The sequence below is a fragment of the uncultured Nitrosomonas sp. genome (assembly GCF_902826915.1).
Taxonomy (GTDB): domain Bacteria; phylum Pseudomonadota; class Gammaproteobacteria; order Burkholderiales; family Nitrosomonadaceae; genus Nitrosomonas.
Genome location: NZ_CADEGP010000004.1, coordinates 32053 through 56666, shown reverse-complemented (window position 1 = coordinate 56666; position 24614 = coordinate 32053). Strand labels below are relative to the sequence as shown.

The following is a 24614-nucleotide window of genomic DNA, read 5'->3' as shown; positions in this document are numbered from 1 at the left end:
TGAATTTATCCGGAAGTTTATGACATAAAATTTAAACAACTTCAAATTTTCTGCAGTCGCTTCAGAAGTCAGAGTCTAATTTGCAGAAATGATTAGGCTTGGCTATTGAAGCATGTATCCTGTCGTCTACAGCATATAGGGTATTATTATGAATACGTTAACCAAATTTGTACCGGGTATGATGGGGCAGTTGCGACCCAAGCCGGCAACGGGTGACGCGATACAATCCATTGCATTGCCGCTACCCGAGAAACACGGTGGTCTGCCATTAATGGAGGCATTGAAACTGCGCCATTCTTCTCGCGATTTTGCATCCAATCCATTGTCTTTGCAGTTGCTTTCAAATCTGCTCTGGGCAGCCAATGGCATTAATCGCACTGATGGAGGGTGCACGACGCCTTCCGCACTGAATGCCCAGGAAATTGATGTATTTCTAGCATTGCCATCAGGAGCATACCGCTATGATGCGGCTCTCAATGAACTGCATTTGGTGGCGATCGATGACTTGAGGCGCATTACCGGTTACCAGGATTTTGTCGATGAGGCGCCGCTGGATTTGGTTTACGTGGCCGACCACACGCGAATGAACCGCGTACCGGTGGGGCAGCGAGAATCGTATGCATCGGTAGCGGCTGGTGCGATTACCGATGCGCCGGGATTGACGCATGATCAGCAAGTGCTGCTGTCACAGATCGTTGGATATCCGAAGGGATTGCCTGATCCCATTGCAAACGAATCAGGCGCATCATAAGGGAAGTGGTAGTTGAGTGACTGATCATGTTAATGCTATTGAATAATATTGCTATACCGCTGACTGAGATCGAAATCCAGGCCGTGCGCTCGCAAGGCGCTGGCGGACAAAACGTGAATAAAGTGTCGACCGCGATCCATTTGCGTTTCGATATCAATGCGTCGTCATTGCCAGAACCTTACAAAGAAAGGCTGTTGAATTTAAAGGATAGTCGGATTTCCAGTGATGGCATTGTCATCATCAAGGCGCAGCGGTCTCGTAGCCAGATCAAGAACAAGGAAGACGCGCTTAATCGGCTGCAAGCGATGATCAACAGCGTCATAGTTGAGATGAAACCACGCAGACCCACTCAACCAACAAAGGCATCCAGGATCAGGCGTTTGGAAGGAAAAACGATTCAGGGCCGGAAAAAGTCGCTACGCGGCAAGGTGGAGGAGGCGTAATAATAATCTGAGGATTTACCCCGGTATCAGGTAACTCAGTGTCGTGAGTTTTTTGGCGGAGAGAGAGGGATTCGAACCCTCGATAAGCTTTTTGTGCCTATACTCCCTTAGCAGGGGAGCGCCTTCGACCACTCGGCCATCTCTCCGTTAATAGATTGAATACAATCGTATGATAGTTTCTTGATCAATTCCTAAGATTTAGTTCAGGGTGCTTGCTCAAGATCAAATGCTTTGTGCAGAACCCGGACTGCTAATTCCATATATTTTTCATCAACCACAACTGATATTTTTATTTCAGAAGTGGCGATCATTTGTATATTAATTCCTTCTTCTGCTAATACCCGGAACATTTTGCTGGCAATGCCAGCATGCGAGCGCATTCCAACGCCCACAACTGATACTTTCGCAATTCTATCACCTCCGAGTACGTCACGTGCACCAATATGAGGTTGAATTTTTTCTTTCAAAATATTCATCGTATTGTTAAATTCATTACGATGAACAGTAAATGAGAAGTCTGTCAGACCATCATGACCTACGTTTTGTATGATCATATCCACATCGATATTCGCATCTGCGACGGGTCCAAGAATTTGATAAGCAATGCCAGGATGATCTGGAACACCTAATACAGTAATTTTTGCCTCGTCGCGATTAAATGCGATCCCTGAAATGACTGCCTGCTCCATATTTTCATCTTCCTCAAAAGTAATCAAAGTGCCTTGACCTTCATCCTCAAAACTCGATAAAACTCTCAGTTTCACTTTATATTTTCCAGCAAATTCGACAGACCTTAACTGCAAGACCTTGGAGCCAAGGCTTGCCATTTCGAGCATTTCTTCAAAGGTTATGGTGTTTAACCTTCTTGCTTCTGCTACAACACGTGGATCTGTCGTGTAAATTCCATCAACATCAGTATAAATTTGACATTCGTCAGCCTTTAGAGCCGCGGCCAGTGCTACTCCAGTAGTGTCAGATCCGCCTCGGCCAAGTGTTGTAATGCTGCCTTGCTCGTCTACACCTTGAAATCCCGCAACAACTACCACATAACCGGCAGCAAGATCAGCCCGGATTCTGCCCTCGTCAATATTTAATATTCGCGCTTTCGTGTGTGTGCTGTCAGTTAAAATTTTAACTTGAGATCCTGTATAGCTTTTGGCTTTGATATCAAGTTCCATTAATGCCATTGCTAATAATGAAATGGATACTTGCTCGCCGGTGGAGACCATTACATCTAATTCGCGCGGATCAGGATTCTGTTGTACTTCGTGGGCCAATGCGATCAAGCGATTGGTTTCACCACTCATGGCTGAAACGACAACTACAATCTGGTGTCCTTGCGAGTGAAATTTTGCCACTCTACGGGCAACATTCTTGATCCGTTCGGTACTTCCGACTGATGTGCCACCATATTTTTGTACGTAGAATGCCACAGACTAATGACTCGCTTAATTTCTGAATTGGAAAACCGCAAGATTTTACACATTTCCCCCAAAGAAAACTAGATTTAGCTTTTTTGAATGAATTAAATTCTTTTTTCATATATTAAGCATGCCATAATTAATCATATGTAAATACAAATCGATATGGTAATTAGTCTGGACATCTTTATTGATGATATAGCGTTGAATATTAGATAGCCGTCCCTGAAGAAGTATCGAACAACAATTATTCCAGTCAAGCTGTCGGGAAAATCAGTGTCTATAAAAATGGGGTTCTTGATGATTTGAGTTTCTAGACGATCCCGAGTAAGAAAACGCCAAATCAAAAGGCATCTAATGACATTATTGCAAATAAATTGATGCCCTTGAGAAATTTCCACTGGGAGTTTTACCGTAGCGGTTTGTTTGATTTACCAGTTGCGGCTTAAAATAATAATTCGCACACGACACGTTAACAACAAATGTTCCAATAAATCCTGCGAAACTTTAGAGTCTTTTGTTGATTAGCACCCAAATGTTTGGATTCTCCCCTCTCATCCGCTATGATCATAATTCTGGAATTTGTCTGGCTGGAGCTAACCCAGAATTAGAGCGACTAAAACGATGACAAAAGGCTATCCGCCCGCACAGGGCCTATACGATCCACAATTCGACCATGACTCCTGCGGTGTCGGGTTCATCACCCACATCAAGGGAAAGGACTCTCATTCCATCGTTGATCAATCCCTAAAAATGCTGGAAAACATGGAACACCGTGGCGCCTGTGGATGCGAGCCGGATTCAGGGGATGGTGCCGGGATTATGTGTCGGATGCCGGATAAATTCATCCGGCGGGAAGCCAAGAAGCTTGGTATCGAGTTACCACAACTGGGGCAGTATGGCGTGGGGATGGTCTTTCTGCCCAAGGACACAGCTACTCGTAAGTTGTGCGAACAAGCGATGGGGAAAATCGCGGTCGATTTCGAGATGGTGGTGCTGGGTTGGCGGGATGTGCCGGTCAACTCCAAGGCGTGCGGGCCGAGTCCGCGCAAGGTGGAGCCAGTGATCCGGCAAATCTTTGTCGGGATGGGAGAGAGTTTTTACAACCGGCATGACTTTGATCGGCGGCTATACCTGGTGCGCCAGCGAACCGAGAATACGATCGAGTTCGGTAATTTCCCGCCAGAAGCCGTGGAGAATTTCCACATCAGCTGCCTGTCGGCCAATCGGATAATCTACAAAGGGATGTTGACAGCTTCCCAGGTTCGGTTGTATTTCCCGGATTTGTCGGATGCGGATTTCCTATCATCGCTGGCGATCGTTCATTCGCGATTCTCGACCAATACCTTTCCATCCTGGCGACTGGCGCATCCGTATCGCTACTTGGCTCACAACGGCGAGATCAACACGCTGCGCGGCAACCGCAACTGGATGCGGGCGCGATATGGTTCCTTACAATCGGAAGTATTCGGGGATGAGCTCCAGAAGATGTTTCCGATCCTGACAGAATCCGGCTCGGATTCGACCACGCTGGACAATGCGCTCCAATTTCTGTGCGTAAACGGTCGGAGCCTGCCCCATGCGATGCTGATGCTCATCCCGGAAGCATGGCAGAGTCACGATCAGATGGATAAGGATCTCAAGGCGTTTTACGAGTATCACGCCTGCCTGATGGAACCGTGGGATGGACCGGCCTCGATTGCCTTTACGAATGGCGCGCTCGTCGGAGCGATGTTGGATCGAAATGGGCTTCGGCCGTCGCGATACTACGTGACGAAGGATGATTTGGTAATCATGGCCAGCGAAGTGGGCGTGCTATCGATCCCGCCGGAGAACGTGGCGCGGAAGTGGCGGTTGCAGCCGGGCAAGATTTTTCTGATCGATTCCAAACAAGGTCGGATTATTGATGACAGCGAGATCAAGCGGCAACTGGTAAACAAACGGCCTTGGAAAAGGTGGTTGGAAGAAAACCTGATCGAGTTGGATAACCTTCCAGCTCCAAGCAAAGTGCATCAGTCGGATCACGCGACGTTAATAATGCGGCAACACGCGTTTGGATATACGTATGAAGACCTGAAGCTGATCATGATGCCGATAGCCGCCAGTGGGGCCGAGGCGATCGGCTCGATGGGAACGGACACGCCGTTGGCGTGTCTTTCCGAGAAGCCGCAATTACTCTACAATTATTTCAAGCAACTCTTTGCTCAGGTGACCAATCCGCCACTGGATGCGATCCGGGAGGAACTGGTTACATCGACATATACATACATCGGATGTGAAGGAAACCTACTGGATGAGACACCGGATGCAGCGCATTTGATCAAGCTCAAGAGTCCGATCATCAGTAACGCTGATCTGGAAAAGCTACGGGAAGTAGCAATCGGAAAATTACGAGCGGTGACGCTCGAGATGCTCTTCAAGGTCAGCGAAGACGAAGCGGGTCTGCAGCGGGCACTGGAAGAATTGATGGAGAGGGCGGCCCGTGCGGTCAAGGAAGGCGCATCTCTCTTGATCCTGTCGGACCGGGGCGTGGATGCCTGGAACGCGCCGATTCCCAGCCTTCTGGCGACCGCGGCAGTGCATCATCACCTGATCCGCGAAGGTACGCGCACGCAATGCGGCTTGGTGGTCGAAACCGGCGAGGCGCGCGAGGCGCATCACCTCTGTCTGCTCATTGGGTACGGAGCCGGGGCGGTGAATCCGTATCTGTCTTTCGAGACGCTGGCAGGGCTAGATAAGGATGGACTGCTCCCCAAGGACCTGAAATTGGAGAAAGCGCAATGCAACTATATCAAAGCGGCCAACAAGGCGATCCTCAAGGTCGCGTCAAAAATGGGAATCAGTACGGTGCAGAGCTATCGAGGCGCTCAGATTTTTGAAGCGATTGGTCTTTGCAAGGGGGTGATCGATCGGTATTTTACCGGCACATCATCACGTATCAAGGGAGTCGGGCTGGAGATCATCGCTCGTGAATCGCTGGAACGGCATCGCCGTGGATTCCCGCCGGTCCAAGTGAATGGGCAGGTATTGGACACCGGCGGACTATATCAGTGGCGCCGTGACGGTGAATACCACATGTGGAATCCCGAGACGGTGGCCAAGCTCCAGGATTCGGTTCGAGTGGGAGTCGAGAAACCCATTGACGGATACAAGAAATTCAGGGAATACACCGGGTTGTTGAACGACGAAGCGCGCAACCGATGCACTTTGCGCGGGTTACTTAACTTCAAGAAAGTGGCCAATCCGATTCCGCTGGAAGAAGTCGAGCCGGCTAAGGAGATCGTCAAGCGATTCGTCACCGGCGCGATGTCTCTCGGATCAATCAGTACCGAAGCCCACGAGAACCTGGCCATTGCCATGAACCGCATCGGCGGCAAGAGTAACACCGGCGAAGGAGGTGAAGACCCGCGGCGCTTCCAGCCCGATCCGCAGCCGGATGCAAACGGCAACGTCATTTTCCGTCGCAGTGCCATCAAGCAGGTGGCGAGCGCACGGTTCGGCGTCACCACTGAATACCTGGCCAACGCCGATGAATTGCAGATCAAAATGGCCCAAGGCGCCAAGCCCGGCGAAGGTGGACAATTGCCGGGGCATAAGGTGGATGCGTATATCGGGAAGATCAGGCACTCGATGCCCGGCGTCGGATTGATTTCACCACCACCGCATCATGATATTTATTCGATTGAAGATCTAGCCCAGCTCATCCACGATCTGAAGAACTCCAATCCCAATGCGCGCGTCAGCGTGAAGCTAGTCAGTGAGGTCGGAGTCGGAACCGTCGCGGCTGGCGTCGCCAAGAGCAAAGCGGATCACATTCTGATCTCCGGCGATTCCGGCGGGACGGGTGCTGCGCCGCTGACCAGTATCAAGTACGCGGGCATCCCGTGGGAACTGGGACTTGCCGAAACGCAGCAAGTTCTAGTGATGAACAACCTGCGCGGACGTGTGATCGTGCAAACGGATGGACAACTCAAGACCGGTCGCGATGTCATCATCGGAGCACTGCTTGGAGCGGAAGAATTTGGTTTCTCCACCGGACCGCTGATTGCCTCTGGATGCATCATGATGCGAGTCTGTCATCTAAACACCTGCCCAGTCGGCGTGGCGACTCAGGATCCCGAGCTGCGCAAGAAATTCGCCGGCAAGCCGGAACACGTCATCAATTTCTTTTTCTTTATTGCCGAAGAAGTGCGGCAATACATGGCCGAGATGGGATTGCGGAAGTTTGAAGACATGGTCGGACAGACGCAGTTGCTGGAATTCATCGATGTCTCAAACCATTACAAGGCGAGGAATCTGAACTTGGACGTGATCCTGCACAAACCCCAGACCGCTGCGAATGTGGCTGTTCGCTGCATACAGAAGCAGGAGCATGGACTGGAGCGGGTGTTGGACAACCAGCTCATTAAGCTGGCGGCACGGGCAATTGAGCACGGAGAGAAGGTTGTGGCCAACCTTGAGATCCAGAACATCAACCGCACTGTGGGTACGATGCTGTCGCACCAGATCGCCCTGAAATACGGGCACACCGGGCTTCCGGACGACACGATCACATTCAAGTTCACCGGATCGGCCGGGCAGAGCTTCGGATGCTTTCTCGCTCGCGGCATCACGCTGATGTTGGAAGGAGACAGTAATGACTACCTGGGCAAGGGACTTTCCGGCGGAAAGATTGTCCTCTTCCCACCAAAGGAAGCAACATTCAAGGCTGAGGAAAACATCATTGCCGGCAACGTGATCTGCTACGGTGCAACTGCAGGCGAAGTCTATATCCGCGGCGTCGTCGGCGAACGCTTCTGCGTCCGTAACTCAGGCGTCAAGGCAGTTGTCGAAGGCATCGGTGATCACGGTTGCGAATATATGACCGGTGGACGAGTCGTCGTCATCGGCTCAACTGGGCGCAACTTCGCCGCCGGCATGAGCGGCGGGATCGCCTACGTTTACGACAACAATGGTCAGTTCCCGCTTCTGTGCAATACCGAGACGGTAGAGCTGGAAAAACCCGACGAGGATTACGACCGTGAAACGATCAAGACCCTCTTGGAAAGCCACCACGAACTGACCGGATCAGTCCGTGCGAAGTCGATCCTGAACGATTTCGAGAAGGAGCTTTGCTGGTTCGTCAAAGTGATGCCGATCGACTACCGCAATGCGCTAGGCAAGATGAACGAAATTGAAGAAGCGGCCAAAAAACTTAGTGAACGCCAAGCGGGCACGGTGTGAATTGAAAATTAAAAGTTAAAAATTGAAGGAGAAGATGAGCTTCTGCATTTTTAACTTTTAATTTTAAATGGAGAGAACAATGGGAAAACCCACTGGTTTCAGGGAATTCAAGCGTGAAACGGCGATACGCCGACCGGTTGAGTCGCGTATTCTCGACTGGAATGAGGTCTATTTCGATATTGCTGAGGAGAAACTCGAGCTCCAGGGCGCCCGCTGCATGGATTGCGGGATTCCGTTCTGCCATGGCCCCGGTGGCTGCCCACTGGGGAACATCATTCCAGAGTGGAACGATCTGATCTACAAAGGGCAATGGCATGATGCCATCGAGATGCTGCACAAAACTAATAACTTCCCTGAATTTACTGGGCGCATCTGCCCTGCACCATGCGAAGAGGCATGTGTGCTGGGAATCAATGAGCAACCAGTCACAATCAAATCGATAGAACAGAATATCGTTGATCACGCGTTTAAGGAGGGATGGATTAAGCCCTGCCCGCCAGCCACGCGGACGGGCAAAAAAATCGCTGTCGTCGGCTCCGGTCCGTCCGGACTCGGATGTGCTGCCCAACTCAACAAGGCGGGGCATCTGGTGACGGTATTCGAGCGCGCTGACCGGATTGGCGGGCTGCTCATGTACGGCATTCCCAACTTCAAGCTCGAAAAGCATATTGTCAATCGCCGCGTGGATTTGATGAGGGCCGAGGGAATCAATTTTGTCACCAGCTCCAACGTCGGTTTCAACGTCAAGGTCAACGACCTACGCCGCGATTTTGATGCGATCGTTCTCTGCGGCGGATCAACCAAAGCACGTGATATTAACATCCCCGGCCGCGATCTGAATGGCATCCATCTGGCCATGAGCTATCTGCCAATGCAGAACAAGATCAACCTTGGTGACCACGTCTCAGAGGAGGAATTCATCAGCGCCAAGGGTAAGCATGTGATCATTCTCGGCGGCGGCGATACCGGGGCCGACTGCCTCGGTACCGCCATCCGGCAGGGATGCAAGTCGGTCCAGCAATTCGAGCTTCTTCCCAAGCCGCCCGCTAGTCGACCGCAGGACATGCCCTGGCCCTGCTGGCCTATGATCTATCGTATCAGCTCTGCCCACGAAGAAGCTGCCGCCCCCATCGGGCACGATATCCGCAACTTCGCCATCAACACTCAATCCTTCTCTGGCGAGAATGGCGTCGTCAAAAAACTCCACGGCATCCATCTGGAATGGGAAATGCAAGGCTCTCGTCCAGTGAAGATGAAGGAAATTTCCGGTAGCGAATTCACGCTCGACTGCGACCTGTGTCTGTTGGCCCTGGGCTTTCTCAGCCCCGAATCAGAAGGACCGATCTCAGAACTTGGTCTGAAACTCGATCAGCGCGGGAACGTATTGGTCGATCAAAACTACATGTCCAACATTCCCGGCGTCTTTGCGGCTGGCGACATGCACCGTGGGCAGTCACTGGTGGTCTGGGCAATCAGCGAGGGAAGACAGGCGGCGCGAGGGGTGGATGAGTTCCTCATGCAACGGAGCGATTTGCCGAAGATGCAGTTATTTTGAGCAGATGCTGGATAAGCGTAGGAAGAGCGTCGAAATACCGTACCACTCTGGCACAAGGTGTTTATCCATGCGAAATAAGCATACGTCATCCTCTTCCACTCAGTATATTGAGAGTTTCTGAGGCAAGTAACTAATCAGGTTTATTTTTAAGTTTTTTTAGTAAAATCGCTTGTAATTCGCTATTAATCCAGGCTCTTTTTGGCAAAGCCCAGAGTCTGTCACTAGCAAATTTTTTGCACTGTAGCGCATTTTCTTCCGGCATGAGAACAGCATCAGCTTCTGTGAAATCAATTTCCTGCTGGTTAAACCGATGATTTTCCGCATAGGAATGGAATTCTGCATTGAGGTTCATTTTTTGTATGAAATCAAAGCACCAACGAGAGTTATCAGCGTCGGCTACAACATGTAATTGCTTATTTTTAAAGCTGGAAATGGATTGCTGAATTTCTGGATTAAGCACGTTATAGACCATCTCATTTGTCAGCTGCATATTATAGGTTTTACCCCACCTGCTGATGTCTAGATGATGGTTTGGTACTCCATTTGTCACGATGATATCGGATTTTCTTAACTGGTTGAGATTGATACGTAGCGGCCCTGCAGGCACTAAAAGCCCATTGCCAAAACTATGTTCACTGAAATCAACGACTATGATTTCTATATCGCGTTCAAGTCGATAATGTTGTATTCCATTATTACAGATGATGATATTACATCCAGGGTAGGCACTTAGTAGTGCCTGGGCGGTGGCTACTCTATTGTTGCCAATCCACACCGGACAGGATGCTTGGCAGTGATGGGCTAATAAAAATGTTTTTCCATCGATACTATGCGGATCACTATCAGCAGTTATTTCACGTGGTAAATCGGGATTATCGGAGTTGTCGCGCGCTATAATTCCCGGCTGATAACCTTGGGCTATCAAGCAATCCACTAGCCAAAGCAACAAGGGCGTTTTGCTGCCGTCATCAACACTGATACTATCAGTCATAATGACAGTGACAGGTAATTTAACCGAAGGAAAAATATCCAGCCAATAACACAGTTTTTTCAGTGTCAGGAAATAACCATATAGGACACTGATTGGCCACAATAGAAAATGCAGGGGTGTGATACGATGCCAATAGAGATCAGATAATTTCATAATTTACTTCTATCCAATATTTATTTAGGGCCGCTTGGGAATTGAGAAGGCGATCAGATGCTGCGTGATAGCTTTTACACGACCTATATTCAACAGGCAATAAAAATTGTGATGAAATCTAGCGGATCATGAATAACTTGCTGTAATAACTTGTTAGATACTTGTTTACATTGATGACTGAGACAGTTGTTTAAAATCTTCCTTACTGTATCTTATAACAGATAATGTAATAATTTTCTAAAAATGAAAAGATAGCATAATAAGCCCATGAAAATACCTATAAATCGATTACTCGTTCCAACCCTGTCAGCCGACGATAAGCCAAAACAACCCCATCATATTGCATACACTGACTGGGGTGATCGTAACAATCCACATATTGTGATTTGTGTTCATGGACTGACGCGTAATTGCCGTGATTTCGATTATCTGGCGCGTGCGCTTCAAGCGGATTGCCGGGTGGTTTGTGTTGATGTTGTGGGCCGTGGTCAGAGTGATTGGCTGCAGGAAGCGCAGGGTTATGAATATTACCCGTTGTATCTTGCGGATGCGATCTCGCTACTGAATCATCTCAGATCTCAATACACTACTGCACCGATAGTGCTGGATTGGGTGGGTATTTCTATGGGTGGGCTGATTGGTATGGTGATGGCGCTACAACCAAATTTACCAATCCCAATTAACAGGCTAGTGATAAGTGATCTGGGTCCTTTAATTTCAGCGGTAGCACTGAAAAGAATAGCCGATTATGTTGGCAAAGATCCTCGTTTTGCTAATTTTGAGGAATTTAAAAATTACATGAAATTGATTTCAGTTTCTTTTGGCCCCTTAACTGACAAGCAATGGGAGCATATGGCGATTCATAGTGCTCGTGAATACCCCGATGGTTCTTACGGCTTTCGCTACGACCCAAGGATTGCAATAAGTTTTAAAACACACGAAATCACAGATATTGATTTGTGGGCGCAATGGGATCAACTCAATGTTCCTATTTTGGTATTACGCGGAATGAATTCCGATATTTTGTCATCCGAGACGGCCGCGCAAATGCAAGTGCGTGGAGCAAAGGCTAAGGTAGTTGAATTACCCGGTATCGGTCATTCTCCGATGCTGATGGATGATAACCAGATTAAAATTGTGCGGGATTTTATTTTGAATGAGTCTGCTTGTTGAGTTTAGCTAGGTAGCTTTTTATGCGTGGTAGCCTTTGCCAATAGTGATTTTACTCGTTTTCTTGTTCGCAATCTGGATTATGGGAGTACCTTCTCCACTTGTATTCTATGACCGGGTATTGATTCATTAAATGCTTATATGAGATTGTCAACAGATCATGGCTCTTATTGCATACGGTGATGATTCAACATGACTGATGGAATGAACCAACGACAGATTATTTTCATCCCTGGAAAAAATCCCAAACCACCAGCCAATCAGCACAAAAAGTTGCTATGGCGTGTCCTTCTTGAAGGTGTTCGCCGTGCTGAGCCGGAAATAGCCGCAGACCTGGGTTTGCACCCGGAAAGTTTTAGGCTGGTTGCTTGGAATTATCCTTACTATCATCTAAATAAAGATATTAATAGTGAACTTGAATGGATTGATGCATTAATCAATCAACACGGTCCTACAGAACAGGATATTCGCGAAGCGGATGCATGGCATCGCAAGCTGGACCGCGCTTTGTATAACATCGTAGATTATCTTCCTTGCTTTCTGCGCTTGATACACGAACCCTTGCGATCAGCCGCATTAGAAACTAATCGCTATTTTCAAAATAACAATAATATTGCTTCCGAGATTCGTGAATTATTGAAACAAGAACTGCGCCCGATGCTGGCAAACACTGACAAAGTGCTATTGATTGGTCATAGCCTGGGCTCTGTGATTGCCTACGACACTTTATGGGAGCTGTCGCATTTAGAGTGTTTGCCCGGCAGAATTGACTTATTTCTAACGATGGGTAGTCCATTGGGTATGAATTATGTACAGCGCCGGTTAACAGGTAATAACCAAACCGGGGGAAAGCGATATCCAAGCAATATCCGACATTGGGAAAATATATCTTCCGTCGGAGATATTACGGCGCTTGACCAGGCGCTTGCTGATGACTTTGCGCCGATGCGCGCGATGAGAATTATTGAGTCCATCAAAGATCACCGTAATGGAATTTATAATTTTTACCGAAATAATGAGGGGTTGAATTGCCACCGTTCGTATGGTTATCTGGTAAATCCCGCAGCAGGAAAAATTATTGCGGATTGGTGGCAGGACAGCAATACACATGAATCTTAAGTTGTTGGTCGCTATCGATATCTGCGGCAGGAAAAACCACCGGCATTATCCGGTGGTTGTGTAGATTTGATGAAGCCTAGAAACGGATGTTATATTGAACATAGAAAAGATCAGGAGAGATTCCCGGTCTTTGCTTATCTAGGAATTCACCACGCCACATTTTTGAATAACCCACTAAAACATCCTGGTGGCGATTCACATGAAGATTTAAGCGGAAATCAAGTTCATCTCCGATATGACTGCCTGACTGACCCGTGACATCCTGCAAGGTTGCTTGACCAGCAGCGTTATATAAAAAATCGCGATTATTAGCCAAATAGAAACGATGATATTGCGTGATGAATGTTATCCAGGGCATTGGTTGCATAGTAAACTGTGCGTTGATGTCATGCATATTTTGGCGCCCTATGCGATCCAAGAAGCCTAGGTAGTAGTGACCGAAAGGAAACAATTGATTGAAGGTATTGCTTCGGCCATCTTTGGAATTGCTATCGCCGGATGCGAAATCATAACGTATCCAGCCTTGCGGATTCATCGGTAACGGTAAACGATAGCCAAGGCCCGTTGCAACGGCAAAAGCGGAAACGTCGAGGTTGGATCGCTGGCCGAACTGATACATGCCTTCCAGTTCATACAAGAAATTGTCATAATTTCCAGCCAAGCGACCACCTATCGTATGCGTATCAGCATTGCCTTGCAGAATATTTCCAGCGAGCACATTAGTGGCTGCAAGATTGCGGTCATTGATTAAGCTCAGAAAATAAAGATCGATTAAGTGCCCAGGTCGCGTTTTATTTGTTGCCCACAAGCCAAAAAAGTTTTGTTGTGTATCCCAATTATCGACATTACCTTTCTCGATTACCATCGGACGCGTCCAGAAAGCATCGACATCCCATTCTGCAGTACGCCAAAAAGTTTTCACGCCTTGGAATGTTCGGCGCGTATTAACCCAATCCAGCGTGGAGATCAGTCTTTGTGAGCCGTACATGAGCTCTTGTCGACCAACACGAATGTACGCCGGACCATTATTAATATTGGCCAGCTTGATGTCGGCAAACATATTTAAAATGTCAGCATGATTTCGATCCGTTACCAATGGAGGCAGCTCAGAACCAAAAGCACGAGAGTCAAGTAATTCTGCAAATAAGCGTACTCGATCGCGATACCATAAGTCTGCATGGAAGCGCGTGCGTAGCATGTGAAAATCGTTATTGATGCCTTCTGCATTCAAGCGACTGTCTGTTTCGTGAATGTAGCGATACCAGAAGTTACCACCAAAGGACAACAGCCAATCACTGGCTAAATGGATTCTTTTGACTGGATCAAAAAGATCTTTTTCATGGTCTGGGTTATCCAGATAACGAAAGTCAATGTCATATGCCGGCGTAGTTAATAGCGCAAACGGTGCGTAAGGCGCAACAGGTGGTTTCTCGCGTTTATTACCCGTGATTAAATCCCACAGTGAAAAATAACCAGGACCCGTGGGAGGTAACATAAATAAGCCGGGGCGTGCCGCTGGGCTGACCGGGGGTACCTTCGACATGTCGAATTGATCCGTTGCAGCTTGCGGTGCTGCGGCGGAAGCTGAACTTGTCGGTGCGCCGGTATTGGTGTTTGCTGGAGCTGGGCTTGTTGCGTAAGCCTGAGAAACTAAATACATAGCAGCAATGCTAAAGCCTATATTGAATAATTTATGCTGTATCTTTTTTATCCAATGTATTCTTAACTCAGCGGAAGGTTTTGCTGAAAAAGAAAACACACGCGATGAATTCATTACGAAACTCCTGTTATTAGGATTAATACGATATTTATTACAGAGGATAAACATTGTTGCTGGCAGGGTGCTATTTTTCTTGAATGATCCGGGCTGCCATTATAAGCGATAAGCTTTTTTCTTAAAGTCTGGATATAACCTCTTTATAAATTCCAACTTGGGTAATTCTTAATGTTTTACATTAATATCAATTATATAAAATGTAAGTCTTGATTAATATCAAGAAACTTCATTCTGTTGTAAATCAGCTACACATAGCGATAAATTTATGATGACAATAGAAAATTCGAATGGTGATGCTACGAATTAATTTTTACCGTTATGCCAAGCGCTTCAATTCTTCTGGCATAAGCTGCTAACCAGGATTCCTCTACTGTTGATAGCTGTGCCGCTTCAGGTTGTAGCGACGGGCGTGCTATGCCGTACAACAAAACGCCTTGGAGCGGAATTCCATTATTAATCAGTTGTTGCAAAAAGCTTAAGTAAGCGACTATTTCTTCTTCTGTAGGAGGCATGGCGTTGATTTGAAAAACACAGGTTTGCAGCCAGGTGGGGCACAAAGCAGTGGCTATCCGCAAATGATCATTAATTTTTCTCAGACTGATCGATGTGTTGTTGATATAGAGTCTTTCTTTTGCCAATGCGCGATCGAATTTGAACCAGACTTCGCCATTCAATTCAGCCATCTGCTTCAGACCTGCTTGCACAGTAGGTCGATAAATTAAGCTGCCATTGGTGATTAATACGGTTTTTAAATCTGCCGGTAATGCAAAGTCTTTTTTGACACGACCAATCAATTCAATAACTTGATCAAATTCTTTTGCACTGGTGGGTTCACCATTACCAGACAAAGCGATGTCGTGAATGTTTCTAGCTTCCGGCGGCACCTGTTTGCGCATGAAATCACCATGGATCAAATCGTGCAAGAATGATCGCAATTCAATTTCCAATTTATTCAGATCAATGTGCGGTGCAGAACCGCGTTTAAGTTCCGGCACCTGGCAATACACACAACGCCAATTGCAGGCATTATTAGGATTCAGGTTAATTCCGATCGAGACACCGCCGGCACGCCGCGATATGACCGGATAAACATAAGTGAGCCCGGCACTGTCGCGGCTGTGGTTAGTCGTATTCAATAAGTTAGGCTCTAGTTGCAATGTTACAATCTCATTTATTTATTTAACGCGAGCAAAATTGTACGTATGCTAATCACACGCAGGCTGGAATTTGACGCGGGCCACCGCATTTCAACGCATAACAGCCAGTGTCGGCATTTGCACGGACACCGCTATTGTATTGAAATTACCTTGTCGGGTAACATTATCGCTGACGAAGGCGTAGCACAGCAAGGCATGGTCATGGATTTTTCCGAAGTGAAGCAAATTGCAAAGACCGTTTTGGTGGATCACTGGGATCATGCATTTCTGGTTTATTCCGGGGATAAGCAAGTTTTGCATTTTTTACAATCAATTGAAGATCATAAAACGGTTGTGCTGGATGTTCAGCCTACTGCGGAGAATCTGGCTCTTATTGCGTTTAATATTTTGGATGGTGCTTACCAGGATAGCTATGGCAACCATCTGCAATTAGAGCAAGTGCGTTTGTTTGAAACACCCAATTGTTGGGCCGATGCAGTGCGCAGCGTACGGTAACTTTTAAATTTTATTGCTATGTTTATAGATTCACATTGTCATCTGGATTTTCCCGATCTTGCTAAAGACCTTGACCAACTGTTAGTTAATATGCAGAAGAATCAGGTCACGCATGCGTTATGTGTCAGCGTCAATTTGCCTGATTTTCCACGGGTGCGCGCATTGGCAGAAGCACATCACAATTTGTTTGCTTCAGTGGGCGTGCATCCTGATTATGAAGATCAGATTGAACCACAAGCGCATGAATTGGCAAGGCTGGCCAATCATCCCAAAGTCATTGCCATTGGTGAAACCGGTTTAGATTATTTTCGCCTGCAAGGAAATTTGGAATGGCAGCGAGAGCGATTTCGCCAGCATATTCGTGCTGCATTGGAAGCAAATAAACCATTGATCATTCATACGCGTTCTGCGGCTGCAGATACTTTACGCATTATGCGGGAGGAGGGTGCTAGCCAAGTGGGTGGCGTGATGCACTGTTTTACCGAAAGCTGGGAAGTCGCCGAGCAAGCGATTGCGATGAATTTTTACATTTCATTTTCAGGTATCGTGACATTTAAAAACGCAGTTGCATTAAAAGAAGTTGCCAAGCGCATTCAGTTAGATAGAATGCTGATTGAAACCGATTCGCCTTATCTCGCTCCGGTGCCATTTCGTGGTAAGCAAAATCAGCCTGCGTTTGTGCGGCATGTGGCGGAAGAAATCGCGCGTCTACGCACAGTGGAGTTAGGTGATATTGCTGTCGCAACAACCAATAATTTTTTTAACTTATTTAAAATTCCCCGAAATGACTTATCTACTTAGATCACATAGCCTGGTTTTAGTCGCAATCGTACTTTTGAGTTGGTCGCTGACGGTTTCTGCCGGGGTTCAGAAAGATTTAATCTGGGCCATTGAAAAAGGCAATTTATTCGAAGTCTCGAGATTACTTAACAAAGGCGCTAATCCCGATATCCCTGATATCGAAGGCTACACGCCATTGATGATTGCCGCAAAAAACAAAAATCTGAAGCTTGCGGAAATCTTAATTGAGGCAGGCGCTAAATTGGATATTCGAAATGGTCATGGCGAAACAGCGATCATGCTGGCTAGCTATCATGGTCAAACCGAAATGGTAAAACAGCTCTATATCAAGGGGGCGGAAATTAATCACAGCGGGTGGAATCCATTAATTTATGCCGCATCCGGCGGGCATCCAGAGATTATTCGCTTGTTACTGAGTGGCGGTGCTGATATTAATTCGACCACGGATAATGGAACAACTGCTTTGATGATGGCAGTGAGAGACGATCATTTGAATGCGGTTTCCTTGCTATTGGAAAATGGTGCAGATTTAACGATTAAAAATGAGCATGGCGACAATGCCATGTCTTGGGCTGAAAAACAAAACCATCAGAGTATCGTGAAATTCCTTAAAAACTATGGCGAATCCAAGTAAATCAGCTATGCGTATTGTATCCTGGTAAAAATTTACGATGCTATCCTTACAGGGAAAAGTTGCCATTGTCACGGGCTCTGCACGAGGGATAGGTGCGCAAATTGCGCTTACGCTCGCTCAGGCAGGCGCAAAAGTCGTTATTAATTATGTAGAGAACAAGGTGGCTGCGGACACAGTCTGTGCAGCCATTGTCAATGCGGGTGGCGAGTGTATGGCGGTGCAAGCCGATGTCAGTGACCCGGTCGCGGTGCAAAAACTTTTCACCACAACTGTTGGACAGTTTAACCAGATCGATATCCTCGTCAATAACGCCGGAATCCTGCTGTTTAAGGAAATTTCCGAAATCCGCAACGATGAATTTGAGCGCATCGTCGATATCAATTTCAAGAGTGTTTTTTATACTTTGCGTGAGGCGACTGCAAAGCTGGCAGATTATGGGCGCGTTGTGACTATATCCAGTACCGTGACGCGCTTGATGCTGCCTAAATACGGCGCATATGCCGCGACCAAAGCCGCTGTGGAGCAATTGACGCGTATTTTTGCACGCGAGGTGGGAAAGCGTGGTATCACCGCCAATATTGTTTCACCGGGCCCTGTCGATACGGAGTTATTTCGCACCGGGAAAACCGCAGCAGATATAGAACGCATGTCCGAAATGGCAGCATTAGGGCGAATCGGTGTAACGGATGATATTGCCCAAGTGGTATCGTTTCTAGTTAGCGATGAAGCACGCTGGGTTACTGGACAAAATATTGCTGTCAATGGCGGAATTATTTAACAGATAGGATCGGAGAATCAAATGCGTATCGGCGTGCCTAAGGAAATTAAAATTCATGAATCCCGTGTAGGGCTGACTCCGACAGCGGTACGCGAACTGGTTGCCCATGGCCATCAGGTCATGGTACAAAAGAACGCCGGACTACAAATTGATTTGGACGATGACACGTATCAGAGTGCAGGTGCGGTGATTATGGAGACACCGCAGGAGATCTATGCCAAAGCGGATTTGATCGTCAAGGTCAAGGAGCCGCAATCTGCTGAGGTTTCGTTGCTGCGCCAAGGACAGGTATTATTTACCTACCTGCATCTGGCGCCCGATCCAGTGCAAACCCAAGGATTGATGAATTCTGGTTGTATCGCCATTGCTTACGAAACCGTCACCGATAGCTTCGGCGGCTTACCGCTGTTGGCGCCTATGAGTGAAGTGGCTGGACGCATGGCGATTCAGGCGGGAGCCCATGCGCTGGAACTGGATCAGGGCGGTCGAGGCATGCTGCTCGGAGGGGTGTCCGGCGTACCTGCTGCGCGTGTCGTGGTCATTGGTGGTGGTGTGGTGGGTACCAATGCTGCACGTATCGCCATGGGTGTGGAGGCGCATGTTACAGTGCTGGATAAATCGATTCGTCGTTTGCAGCAACTGGATTTTCAGTATGGTTCCAGAATCAATACTGTCTTCTCAACCGTGGATGCACTGGAAGAGCATGTTTCAAGTGCTGATCTGGTTATCGGTGCGGTGTTGCTTCCGGGAGGAGCAGCGCCCAAACTGGTGACGCGCGCAATGGTTAAGCGCATGAATCGTGGTGCTGTATTGGTTGACGTCGCGATTGATCAAGGTGGTTGTTTTGAAACTTCCAAACCCACTACACTGGCCAATCCTATTTTTACAGTCGATGGTGTGGTGCATTACTGCGTTTCCAACATGCCGGGAGCAGTTGCAAGGACTTCCACTTTTGCATTGAATAATGCGACATTACCGTTTGTGCTGGCGCTTGCCAATAAAGGCTACCGCAAGGCACTGATGGATGATTCGCATTTGCGCAATGGTTTGAATGTTTGCCAGGGTCGATTGACGCATGAAGCAGTGGCGCGCGATCTAAGGTTGGATTACACGCCTGCAATGGATGTGTTGAATTAAGACTGACGATATCCGGCTACTGAACATCCAATTCATAGCGCATTTATACCTAATAAATGAGCATTTTTAACCTGTTTTTAACACCGCAGCGGCAATGCGAATAGTTTTTTCAACGACCTGTTAAGATCGTCACATAACTGGGATTCCGACATGTGGGTGTTATAAGTTCTTGTTTATAAGCATTATAAACAATGCAATAAATTATGATTTCTTCGATTAATTCAAGATATGAGGTTTTTAATGTGGATGTTTCGTCCATGGATGTATTTCATAAGTTTGTTTTTTTTATTGGCAGCTTGTCAAAATAGCGATATTACACTGCTCAACAGCACGCCTGCGCCGGTTAAAGTTGCTTTGCCTGCGCCTGCCGAAAATCCAGTTTCCTATATTAAAGAAATCCGACCGATACTCGAGACCAAGTGCCTGACATGCCACAGTTGTTACGATGCGCCGTGCCAACTTAATTTAGAAGGCTCGGCAGGATTGTTGCGTGGCGCTTTTCGCGAATCAATCTATGGTGGGGCACGCACTGAGGCAATGCAACCCACTCGGCTGGGCATCGATGAGCAGACAATTTCCGGTTGGCGAGAACGCGGCTTTTATTCGGTTCTGCAAGCCGAGAATAAACAGTCGAACGCTTTGATAGCAGACATGATTTCGTTGGGAAAGCAGTATCCATTTCCACCCAACAGCAAATTGCCGGATTCGCTTGAGCTGGGCATTGGCCGCAAGAACCAGTGTGTCTCGAGTGAGAAATTTGCAGATTATGCGCACGATTACCCGCTGAGTGGCATGCCATTTGCGGTAACCGGTCTTAGCGACCTGGAATATTCTCTTTTAGCCGGATGGGTTAAGCAAGGCGCGGTGATTCCAGATGAATTCATCACGCTTACAAATAGTGAAATTCAGGCAATTGAGGAATGGGAATCGTTTTTCAATCAGCCTGGTAAACGCAACAAGCTTGTGGCGCGCTGGTTGTTCGAGCATCTATTTGTAGCGTCCCTGTACTTCCCCGAACTGGACGGAAAACCCCGTTTCTTTGAGTTATTGCGCTCATCGACCCCATCCGGCGAAGACATCGAGCCCATAGCCACAGTCAATCCGAATGACGATCCCATGGGGCCGTTTTTTTACCGTCTGCGTCCGATCGCGGGTAGCATCGTGCACAAACGACGTATTCCTTATCCGTTTGATCAGGCGAAACGACAGCGCATCGACGCGCTTTTTTTTAATAAATCCTGGCCCATGGGTGATTTGCCAGGCTATAGCTATACAGAACGCGCCAATCCATTTGTGACTTTCGCTGATATTCCGGCTTATGCTCGTTATCAGTTCATGCTGGATAATGCGGAATATTTCGTGCGTACTTTCATCCATGGCCCGGTTTGCCGTGGCCAGATTGCTACCGATGTGATACGCGATCATTTCTGGACATTGTTTCAGGACCCGAAATCCGATCTTTTTGTAACCGATGCTTCTTATCAGCGTAAAGTCATTCCTTTATTGGGAATGCCCGGACAAAACGATGACCTCCTCGCAATGGGGGAGAACTGGTTGCATTATCTTAAGCGACATAACGATTATCTGACATTGCGGCAGAGTCAGTATGTGTCACAGCAACGGCAAGGCGCTTCACTCGCGCATATCTGGGATGGCGATGGTAACAATCAGAATGCGCTGTTGACCATTTTTCGCCACCATAATAGCGCCTCGGTAGTCGAGGGACTTGTTGGTGATATTCCGCAGACGCTTTGGTTAATTGATTATCCATTGTTTGAGCGAACTTACTATGAGCTTGTGGTTAATTTCGATGTATTCGGTAATGTTGCGCATCAGCTATTAACCCGGCTTTATTTCGATCTGATACGCAATGGTTCAGAACATAACTTCATGCGCTTGATGCCTGCCGGTCAACGTGAAACCATTTTGCATGATTGGTATCAGGATTTAGGTAGATTGAAATTCGGAATTGTTTACGAAAAAATAGACGATAAATCGCCGTCAGCAGAAATTTTTACTACAGGAAATCCGAAGCAAGAGTTGGCTACTAGAATTCTAAAGCGTTTTCAATCGGTTAATGCTATGTCATTCGATCCGCTGAATCGTTGTCAAAGCACAAAGTGCAGTCGACCCGATGAACCACAGTGGGTACAAAATGCGGATGCCGCTTTATCTACCATTGCAGCACGGCCTGCAGCTGACTTGAGCGGTATCAAGCAGTTGCCGGATGTGACATTTATACGTGTCAAGAACGAGAAAAATGAGCGCACTGTATATACGTTGCTGCGAGACCGTGCACATAGTAATGTTGCTTTTATCCTGGGAGAGAAATCAAGATATCAGCCTGAGAAAGACCAACTGACGATTTACCCGGGTATCACTGGAAGTTACCCTAATTTCATTTTTGATGTGCCTGCGGCTCAAATCGAGGAATTTGCGTCATTGCTCGGTAATGCTGAGAAGATGGAACATTTTGAGCATATCGTAGAAACATGGGGTGTGCGACGTACCCATCCGCAATTCTGGGAAACTCTGCATGACTTTACTGCCTGGCAGAGCGAGAGGGAACCTCTGATAGCGGGTATATTTGACATTAACCGCTATGAAAATTTCTAGCATGAAGATGATTGGATTCGATGAATCGCTATATGCGGTAGTCCGTATCTCGTGAAGCCTTCAGTGTGAGGCGAGCAAAGTTAGAAATAGCGGATGAAGTAATTTGTTGCTGCATATTTTGGTTTGGTATTAATCACTCATCACTCTGAGGTTTTTCATTGCTATGCAACCTACTGTTATTATCAATCAACATCGAAATACGGCATTAATCGTTGCTACAAGCGGGAAGAAATTGCTTGTGATTAAGTTAGGTAAGGGCAAATTGGCGGTGACTTCACTTTCTTCAACAGATATTAAAGATCAAGGTTATGTGGTGAGTAATTATTCACCCAAGCTAGCCGCGCAATCCTATTTGCAACATGGTGCGGGCGTGGGTGAAAGGGCCAGAAAATATCTGGAAAGCATTGCTCACAGAGAATTCTCAGATAAGTTGATTTTTACCTAATTCTAGATTCTGGCTTGAAAGTGTCCGGATCTGAACGATTTCCGGAGCGATTTATAGCAAGCTGATCAATACTTCGAAATACAAGAAGTCGGTATTGCCCGAGCGATGGTCAACGCAAGGGTGTATGTTGCCACTTGCGCAGGATGGACTGGCTGCGATACGGTTTTTTACATAATTTTCAGCGGTGAAATGCGTGTAACCGAGAACAGCGGTGATTTTGGGTGTCACTTGGTAACGTACGCGTCCTTCCAGTGAATGGCCGGCAAAATCTCCGCTTTGCCCAGTTCGGTCACGATTGAATCCAGGATCTTGGAGGGTATTGCTGATGTTGCCATCCAGAATGTCGAACATGCGATCGCGCTTGCTGGCTAAAAAATACCATCCATATGTGAGTTCAAATCCTATTTTTTGCATCGGTTGAAGATCAAACCGAATTTTGGGAGCCTTAAGGTTTTCATAAACAAAATAGTGATCGGCTGACCAAGGTCGCGCAAATCCAAAGAAACGGTCGAAACGATTGTCCACTCCGTCATTAGGGTCACGATCGCCGCTGGCGTAGCCATAGAAGGCCGTCAGGCGAGGCTTCCATGGATGTTCATAAGTTCGCCCTGCTTCGACAGTATACCCTTGTGCATCTTGTCGCAGTGGGCCGCTATATCCGAACTGGTGGTTATAGCTCACATCAAAATCGAATAGATTGCCCACCTTGCCATACGCACGGAACCCCGGCATATGAATTTCCCGATCTAACCGATTGGTGGCGGTAAAGCCATTTGGGTTAGCCGTTTGTTTCTGGCCCATATAATACGGCTGTATGGTGATGATGTCAGACCATTTGCGCCAGTGGCCGATAGCGCCAAAGAACCATAAGTGATCATTGGCTACATCAAATTTTGTTTGCAGGCGCCTAACGGGTTGCAGACCAAATAGATCAAGCTCCCAGTCATTGACATCGCGTCCCAGATTTAAGCGAAAGCCTTCAAATGTATTGGTGGTATTGCGCCATTCATTGCGCGCAATAAAACGCCGATCGATTGTTTCATAGGCCATCCGGCCCACGCGAAAACGAATCGGTCGATCCTGATTTCGATCATCGACCCCAAGCCCCTTTTTGAAATACAACTCGCCATAGGCGTTGAGCAGATCATACTCATTTCTTTCCTGATCCGTGATGGCATGTTTATTGTTAACGACCCGAGAATCCTGAAACTCTACCGCAAATCGAAACGGATCTAAAATATCTCGAATGCCTATCCATGCTCGGTGACGCAGAAATATCGGATTGTCTTCTCCTCCTTCGATACGCCGAAGGTCATTATTACGCCATTCATAACGTGTGCGGTGCTCTAAGCCGACATCGAGCCAAGTTAAATCATTAAAAGCCGGGATGCCGATATCGCTTAAGCGGCGTACATAGCGTGGTGGGTCTGATTCCGGATTGGTCGCATAGCTATCGGATCGTCGATGATAACTGGTGAGTTGCTTGCCGACATCCAGCTTTGTTTCTGGCACGATGGCTGGCAATGACTTTGAGTGATCGATCGATTCACCAGCAACCGTCTTTAAATCCGCAGCACTTGCCTGAACAATTCGCACAACACTTGATTTGCTTGCAGTCGATGATGGATTGTTTGAAGTCGCCTGAATGGGTTCGGTAAATGTACTCAATGCCACGATGTGTAAGAAAAACCAAATAAACTTCACTTTATTCTCCTGCATGAATTGCTCTGTAATACGGTGCGATCATTAAAATTTATATTTCTTAAAGTAAATGATGCTCAGTTGATTACTTGAACTGCATAATTTGAGCTACATTGAACAGCTTTAAAATTGATAGAGGCGAAAGATAGCAATTTTTTGATATAAAGAGAAATAGTATTTTATTATTCTTTTATAATAAAAACATATATGTAAAATTTATATTGTGTTCGTTATTTTTCCGATTTGG

Annotated in this window: 18 protein-coding genes and 1 tRNA gene; 13 read left to right on the top strand and 6 right to left on the bottom strand. The window is 47.0% G+C overall.

The genetic code is table 11. The features are described from left to right. The first annotated feature begins 148 nt into the window (after positions 1 to 148). Together QZV86_RS01370 and arfB are read left to right on the top strand one after the other, a co-directional pair. Positions 149 to 751, top strand: coding sequence for a nitroreductase family protein (locus QZV86_RS01370; RefSeq protein WP_295623490.1), 603 nt, complete (start codon positions 149 to 151; stop codon positions 749 to 751). A 26-nt stretch (positions 752 to 777) separates the two neighbouring features. Further along, a complete protein-coding gene (gene arfB, locus QZV86_RS01365) occupies positions 778 to 1194 on the top strand; it encodes an alternative ribosome rescue aminoacyl-tRNA hydrolase ArfB (protein ID WP_295623489.1) in 417 nt (138 codons plus the stop codon). Positions 1195 to 1247: 53 nt separating this feature from the next. On the opposite strand, the gene QZV86_RS01360 is transcribed toward arfB, so the two are convergent. Then, positions 1248 to 1340 (bottom strand) — tRNA-Ser (locus QZV86_RS01360). A gap of 57 nt (positions 1341 to 1397) precedes the next feature. After that, positions 1398 to 2627 carry an aspartate kinase gene (locus QZV86_RS01355; RefSeq protein ID WP_295623488.1) on the bottom strand — a complete coding sequence of 410 codons (1230 nt, stop codon included), beginning with the start codon at positions 2625 to 2627 and terminating at the stop codon, positions 1398 to 1400. A 612-nt stretch (positions 2628 to 3239) separates the two neighbouring features. On the opposite strand from QZV86_RS01355, the gene gltB reads away from it, so the two are divergent. Beyond that, complete coding sequence (gene gltB, locus QZV86_RS01350; protein ID WP_295623487.1) at positions 3240 to 7838, top strand: glutamate synthase large subunit; 4599 nt, start codon at positions 3240 to 3242, stop codon at positions 7836 to 7838. A gap of 79 nt (positions 7839 to 7917) precedes the next feature. Beyond that, on the top strand, positions 7918 to 9393 hold the full coding sequence (locus QZV86_RS01345; RefSeq protein WP_295623486.1) for a glutamate synthase subunit beta: 1476 nt from the start codon (positions 7918 to 7920) through the stop codon (positions 9391 to 9393). Between the two features lie 130 nt (positions 9394 to 9523). Here QZV86_RS01345 and lpxK read toward each other — a convergent pair whose 3' ends face one another. Continuing rightward, positions 9524 to 10537 (bottom strand): tetraacyldisaccharide 4'-kinase, encoded by a 1014-nt coding sequence (lpxK, locus tag QZV86_RS01340; RefSeq protein WP_295623485.1) that lies wholly within the window; start codon positions 10535 to 10537, stop codon positions 9524 to 9526. 267 nt (positions 10538 to 10804) lie between these two features. On the opposite strand from lpxK, the gene QZV86_RS01335 reads away from it, so the two are divergent. Both QZV86_RS01335 and QZV86_RS01330 read left to right on the top strand, forming a co-directional pair. Further along, a complete protein-coding gene (locus QZV86_RS01335) occupies positions 10805 to 11710 on the top strand; it encodes an alpha/beta hydrolase (protein ID WP_295623484.1) in 906 nt (301 codons plus the stop codon). A gap of 189 nt (positions 11711 to 11899) precedes the next feature. Next, positions 11900 to 12826, top strand: a complete 927-nt coding sequence (locus QZV86_RS01330; RefSeq protein WP_295623483.1) for a hypothetical protein — start codon at positions 11900 to 11902, stop codon at positions 12824 to 12826. A gap of 76 nt (positions 12827 to 12902) precedes the next feature. On the opposite strand, the gene QZV86_RS01325 is transcribed toward QZV86_RS01330, so the two are convergent. Beyond that, complete coding sequence (locus tag QZV86_RS01325; RefSeq protein ID WP_295623482.1) at positions 12903 to 14600, bottom strand: alginate export family protein; 1698 nt, start codon at positions 14598 to 14600, stop codon at positions 12903 to 12905. Positions 14601 to 14899: 299 nt separating this feature from the next. After that, positions 14900 to 15739 (bottom strand): radical SAM protein, encoded by an 840-nt coding sequence (locus QZV86_RS01320; RefSeq protein WP_295623481.1) that lies wholly within the window; start codon positions 15737 to 15739, stop codon positions 14900 to 14902. Positions 15740 to 15805: 66 nt separating this feature from the next. Between QZV86_RS01320 and queD the strand changes: the two genes are divergently transcribed. The 7 genes from queD (at position 15806) to QZV86_RS01285 (ending at position 22666) form a co-directional block, all read left to right on the top strand. Further along, the gene (gene queD / locus QZV86_RS01315) at positions 15806 to 16255 is read left to right on the top strand and encodes a 6-carboxytetrahydropterin synthase QueD (RefSeq protein ID WP_295623480.1); all 450 of its coding nucleotides are present in this window, start codon (positions 15806 to 15808) and stop codon (positions 16253 to 16255) included. Positions 16256 to 16273: 18 nt separating this feature from the next. Continuing rightward, positions 16274 to 17056, top strand: coding sequence for a TatD family hydrolase (locus QZV86_RS01310; protein ID WP_295623479.1), 783 nt, complete (start codon positions 16274 to 16276; stop codon positions 17054 to 17056). After that, positions 17040 to 17690, top strand: coding sequence for an ankyrin repeat domain-containing protein (locus QZV86_RS01305; protein WP_295623478.1), 651 nt, complete (start codon positions 17040 to 17042; stop codon positions 17688 to 17690). The genes QZV86_RS01310 and QZV86_RS01305 overlap by 17 nt, the downstream gene beginning before the upstream one ends. Positions 17691 to 17727: 37 nt before the next feature. Next, positions 17728 to 18468 (top strand): SDR family oxidoreductase, encoded by a 741-nt coding sequence (locus QZV86_RS01300; RefSeq protein ID WP_295623477.1) that lies wholly within the window; start codon positions 17728 to 17730, stop codon positions 18466 to 18468. A gap of 21 nt (positions 18469 to 18489) precedes the next feature. Next, positions 18490 to 19605, top strand: a complete 1116-nt coding sequence (gene ald / locus QZV86_RS01295; RefSeq protein ID WP_295623476.1) for an alanine dehydrogenase — start codon at positions 18490 to 18492, stop codon at positions 19603 to 19605. A 240-nt stretch (positions 19606 to 19845) separates the two neighbouring features. Beyond that, the gene (locus tag QZV86_RS01290) at positions 19846 to 22221 is read left to right on the top strand and encodes a fatty acid cis/trans isomerase (protein WP_295623475.1); all 2376 of its coding nucleotides are present in this window, start codon (positions 19846 to 19848) and stop codon (positions 22219 to 22221) included. Positions 22222 to 22384: 163 nt separating this feature from the next. After that, positions 22385 to 22666 carry a hypothetical protein gene (locus tag QZV86_RS01285; RefSeq protein ID WP_295623474.1) on the top strand — a complete coding sequence of 94 codons (282 nt, stop codon included), beginning with the start codon at positions 22385 to 22387 and terminating at the stop codon, positions 22664 to 22666. Positions 22667 to 22717: 51 nt separating this feature from the next. On the opposite strand, the gene QZV86_RS01280 is transcribed toward QZV86_RS01285, so the two are convergent. Continuing rightward, positions 22718 to 24370, bottom strand: coding sequence for an alginate export family protein (locus QZV86_RS01280; protein ID WP_295623473.1), 1653 nt, complete (start codon positions 24368 to 24370; stop codon positions 22718 to 22720). Positions 24371 to 24614: the final 244 nt, after the last annotated feature.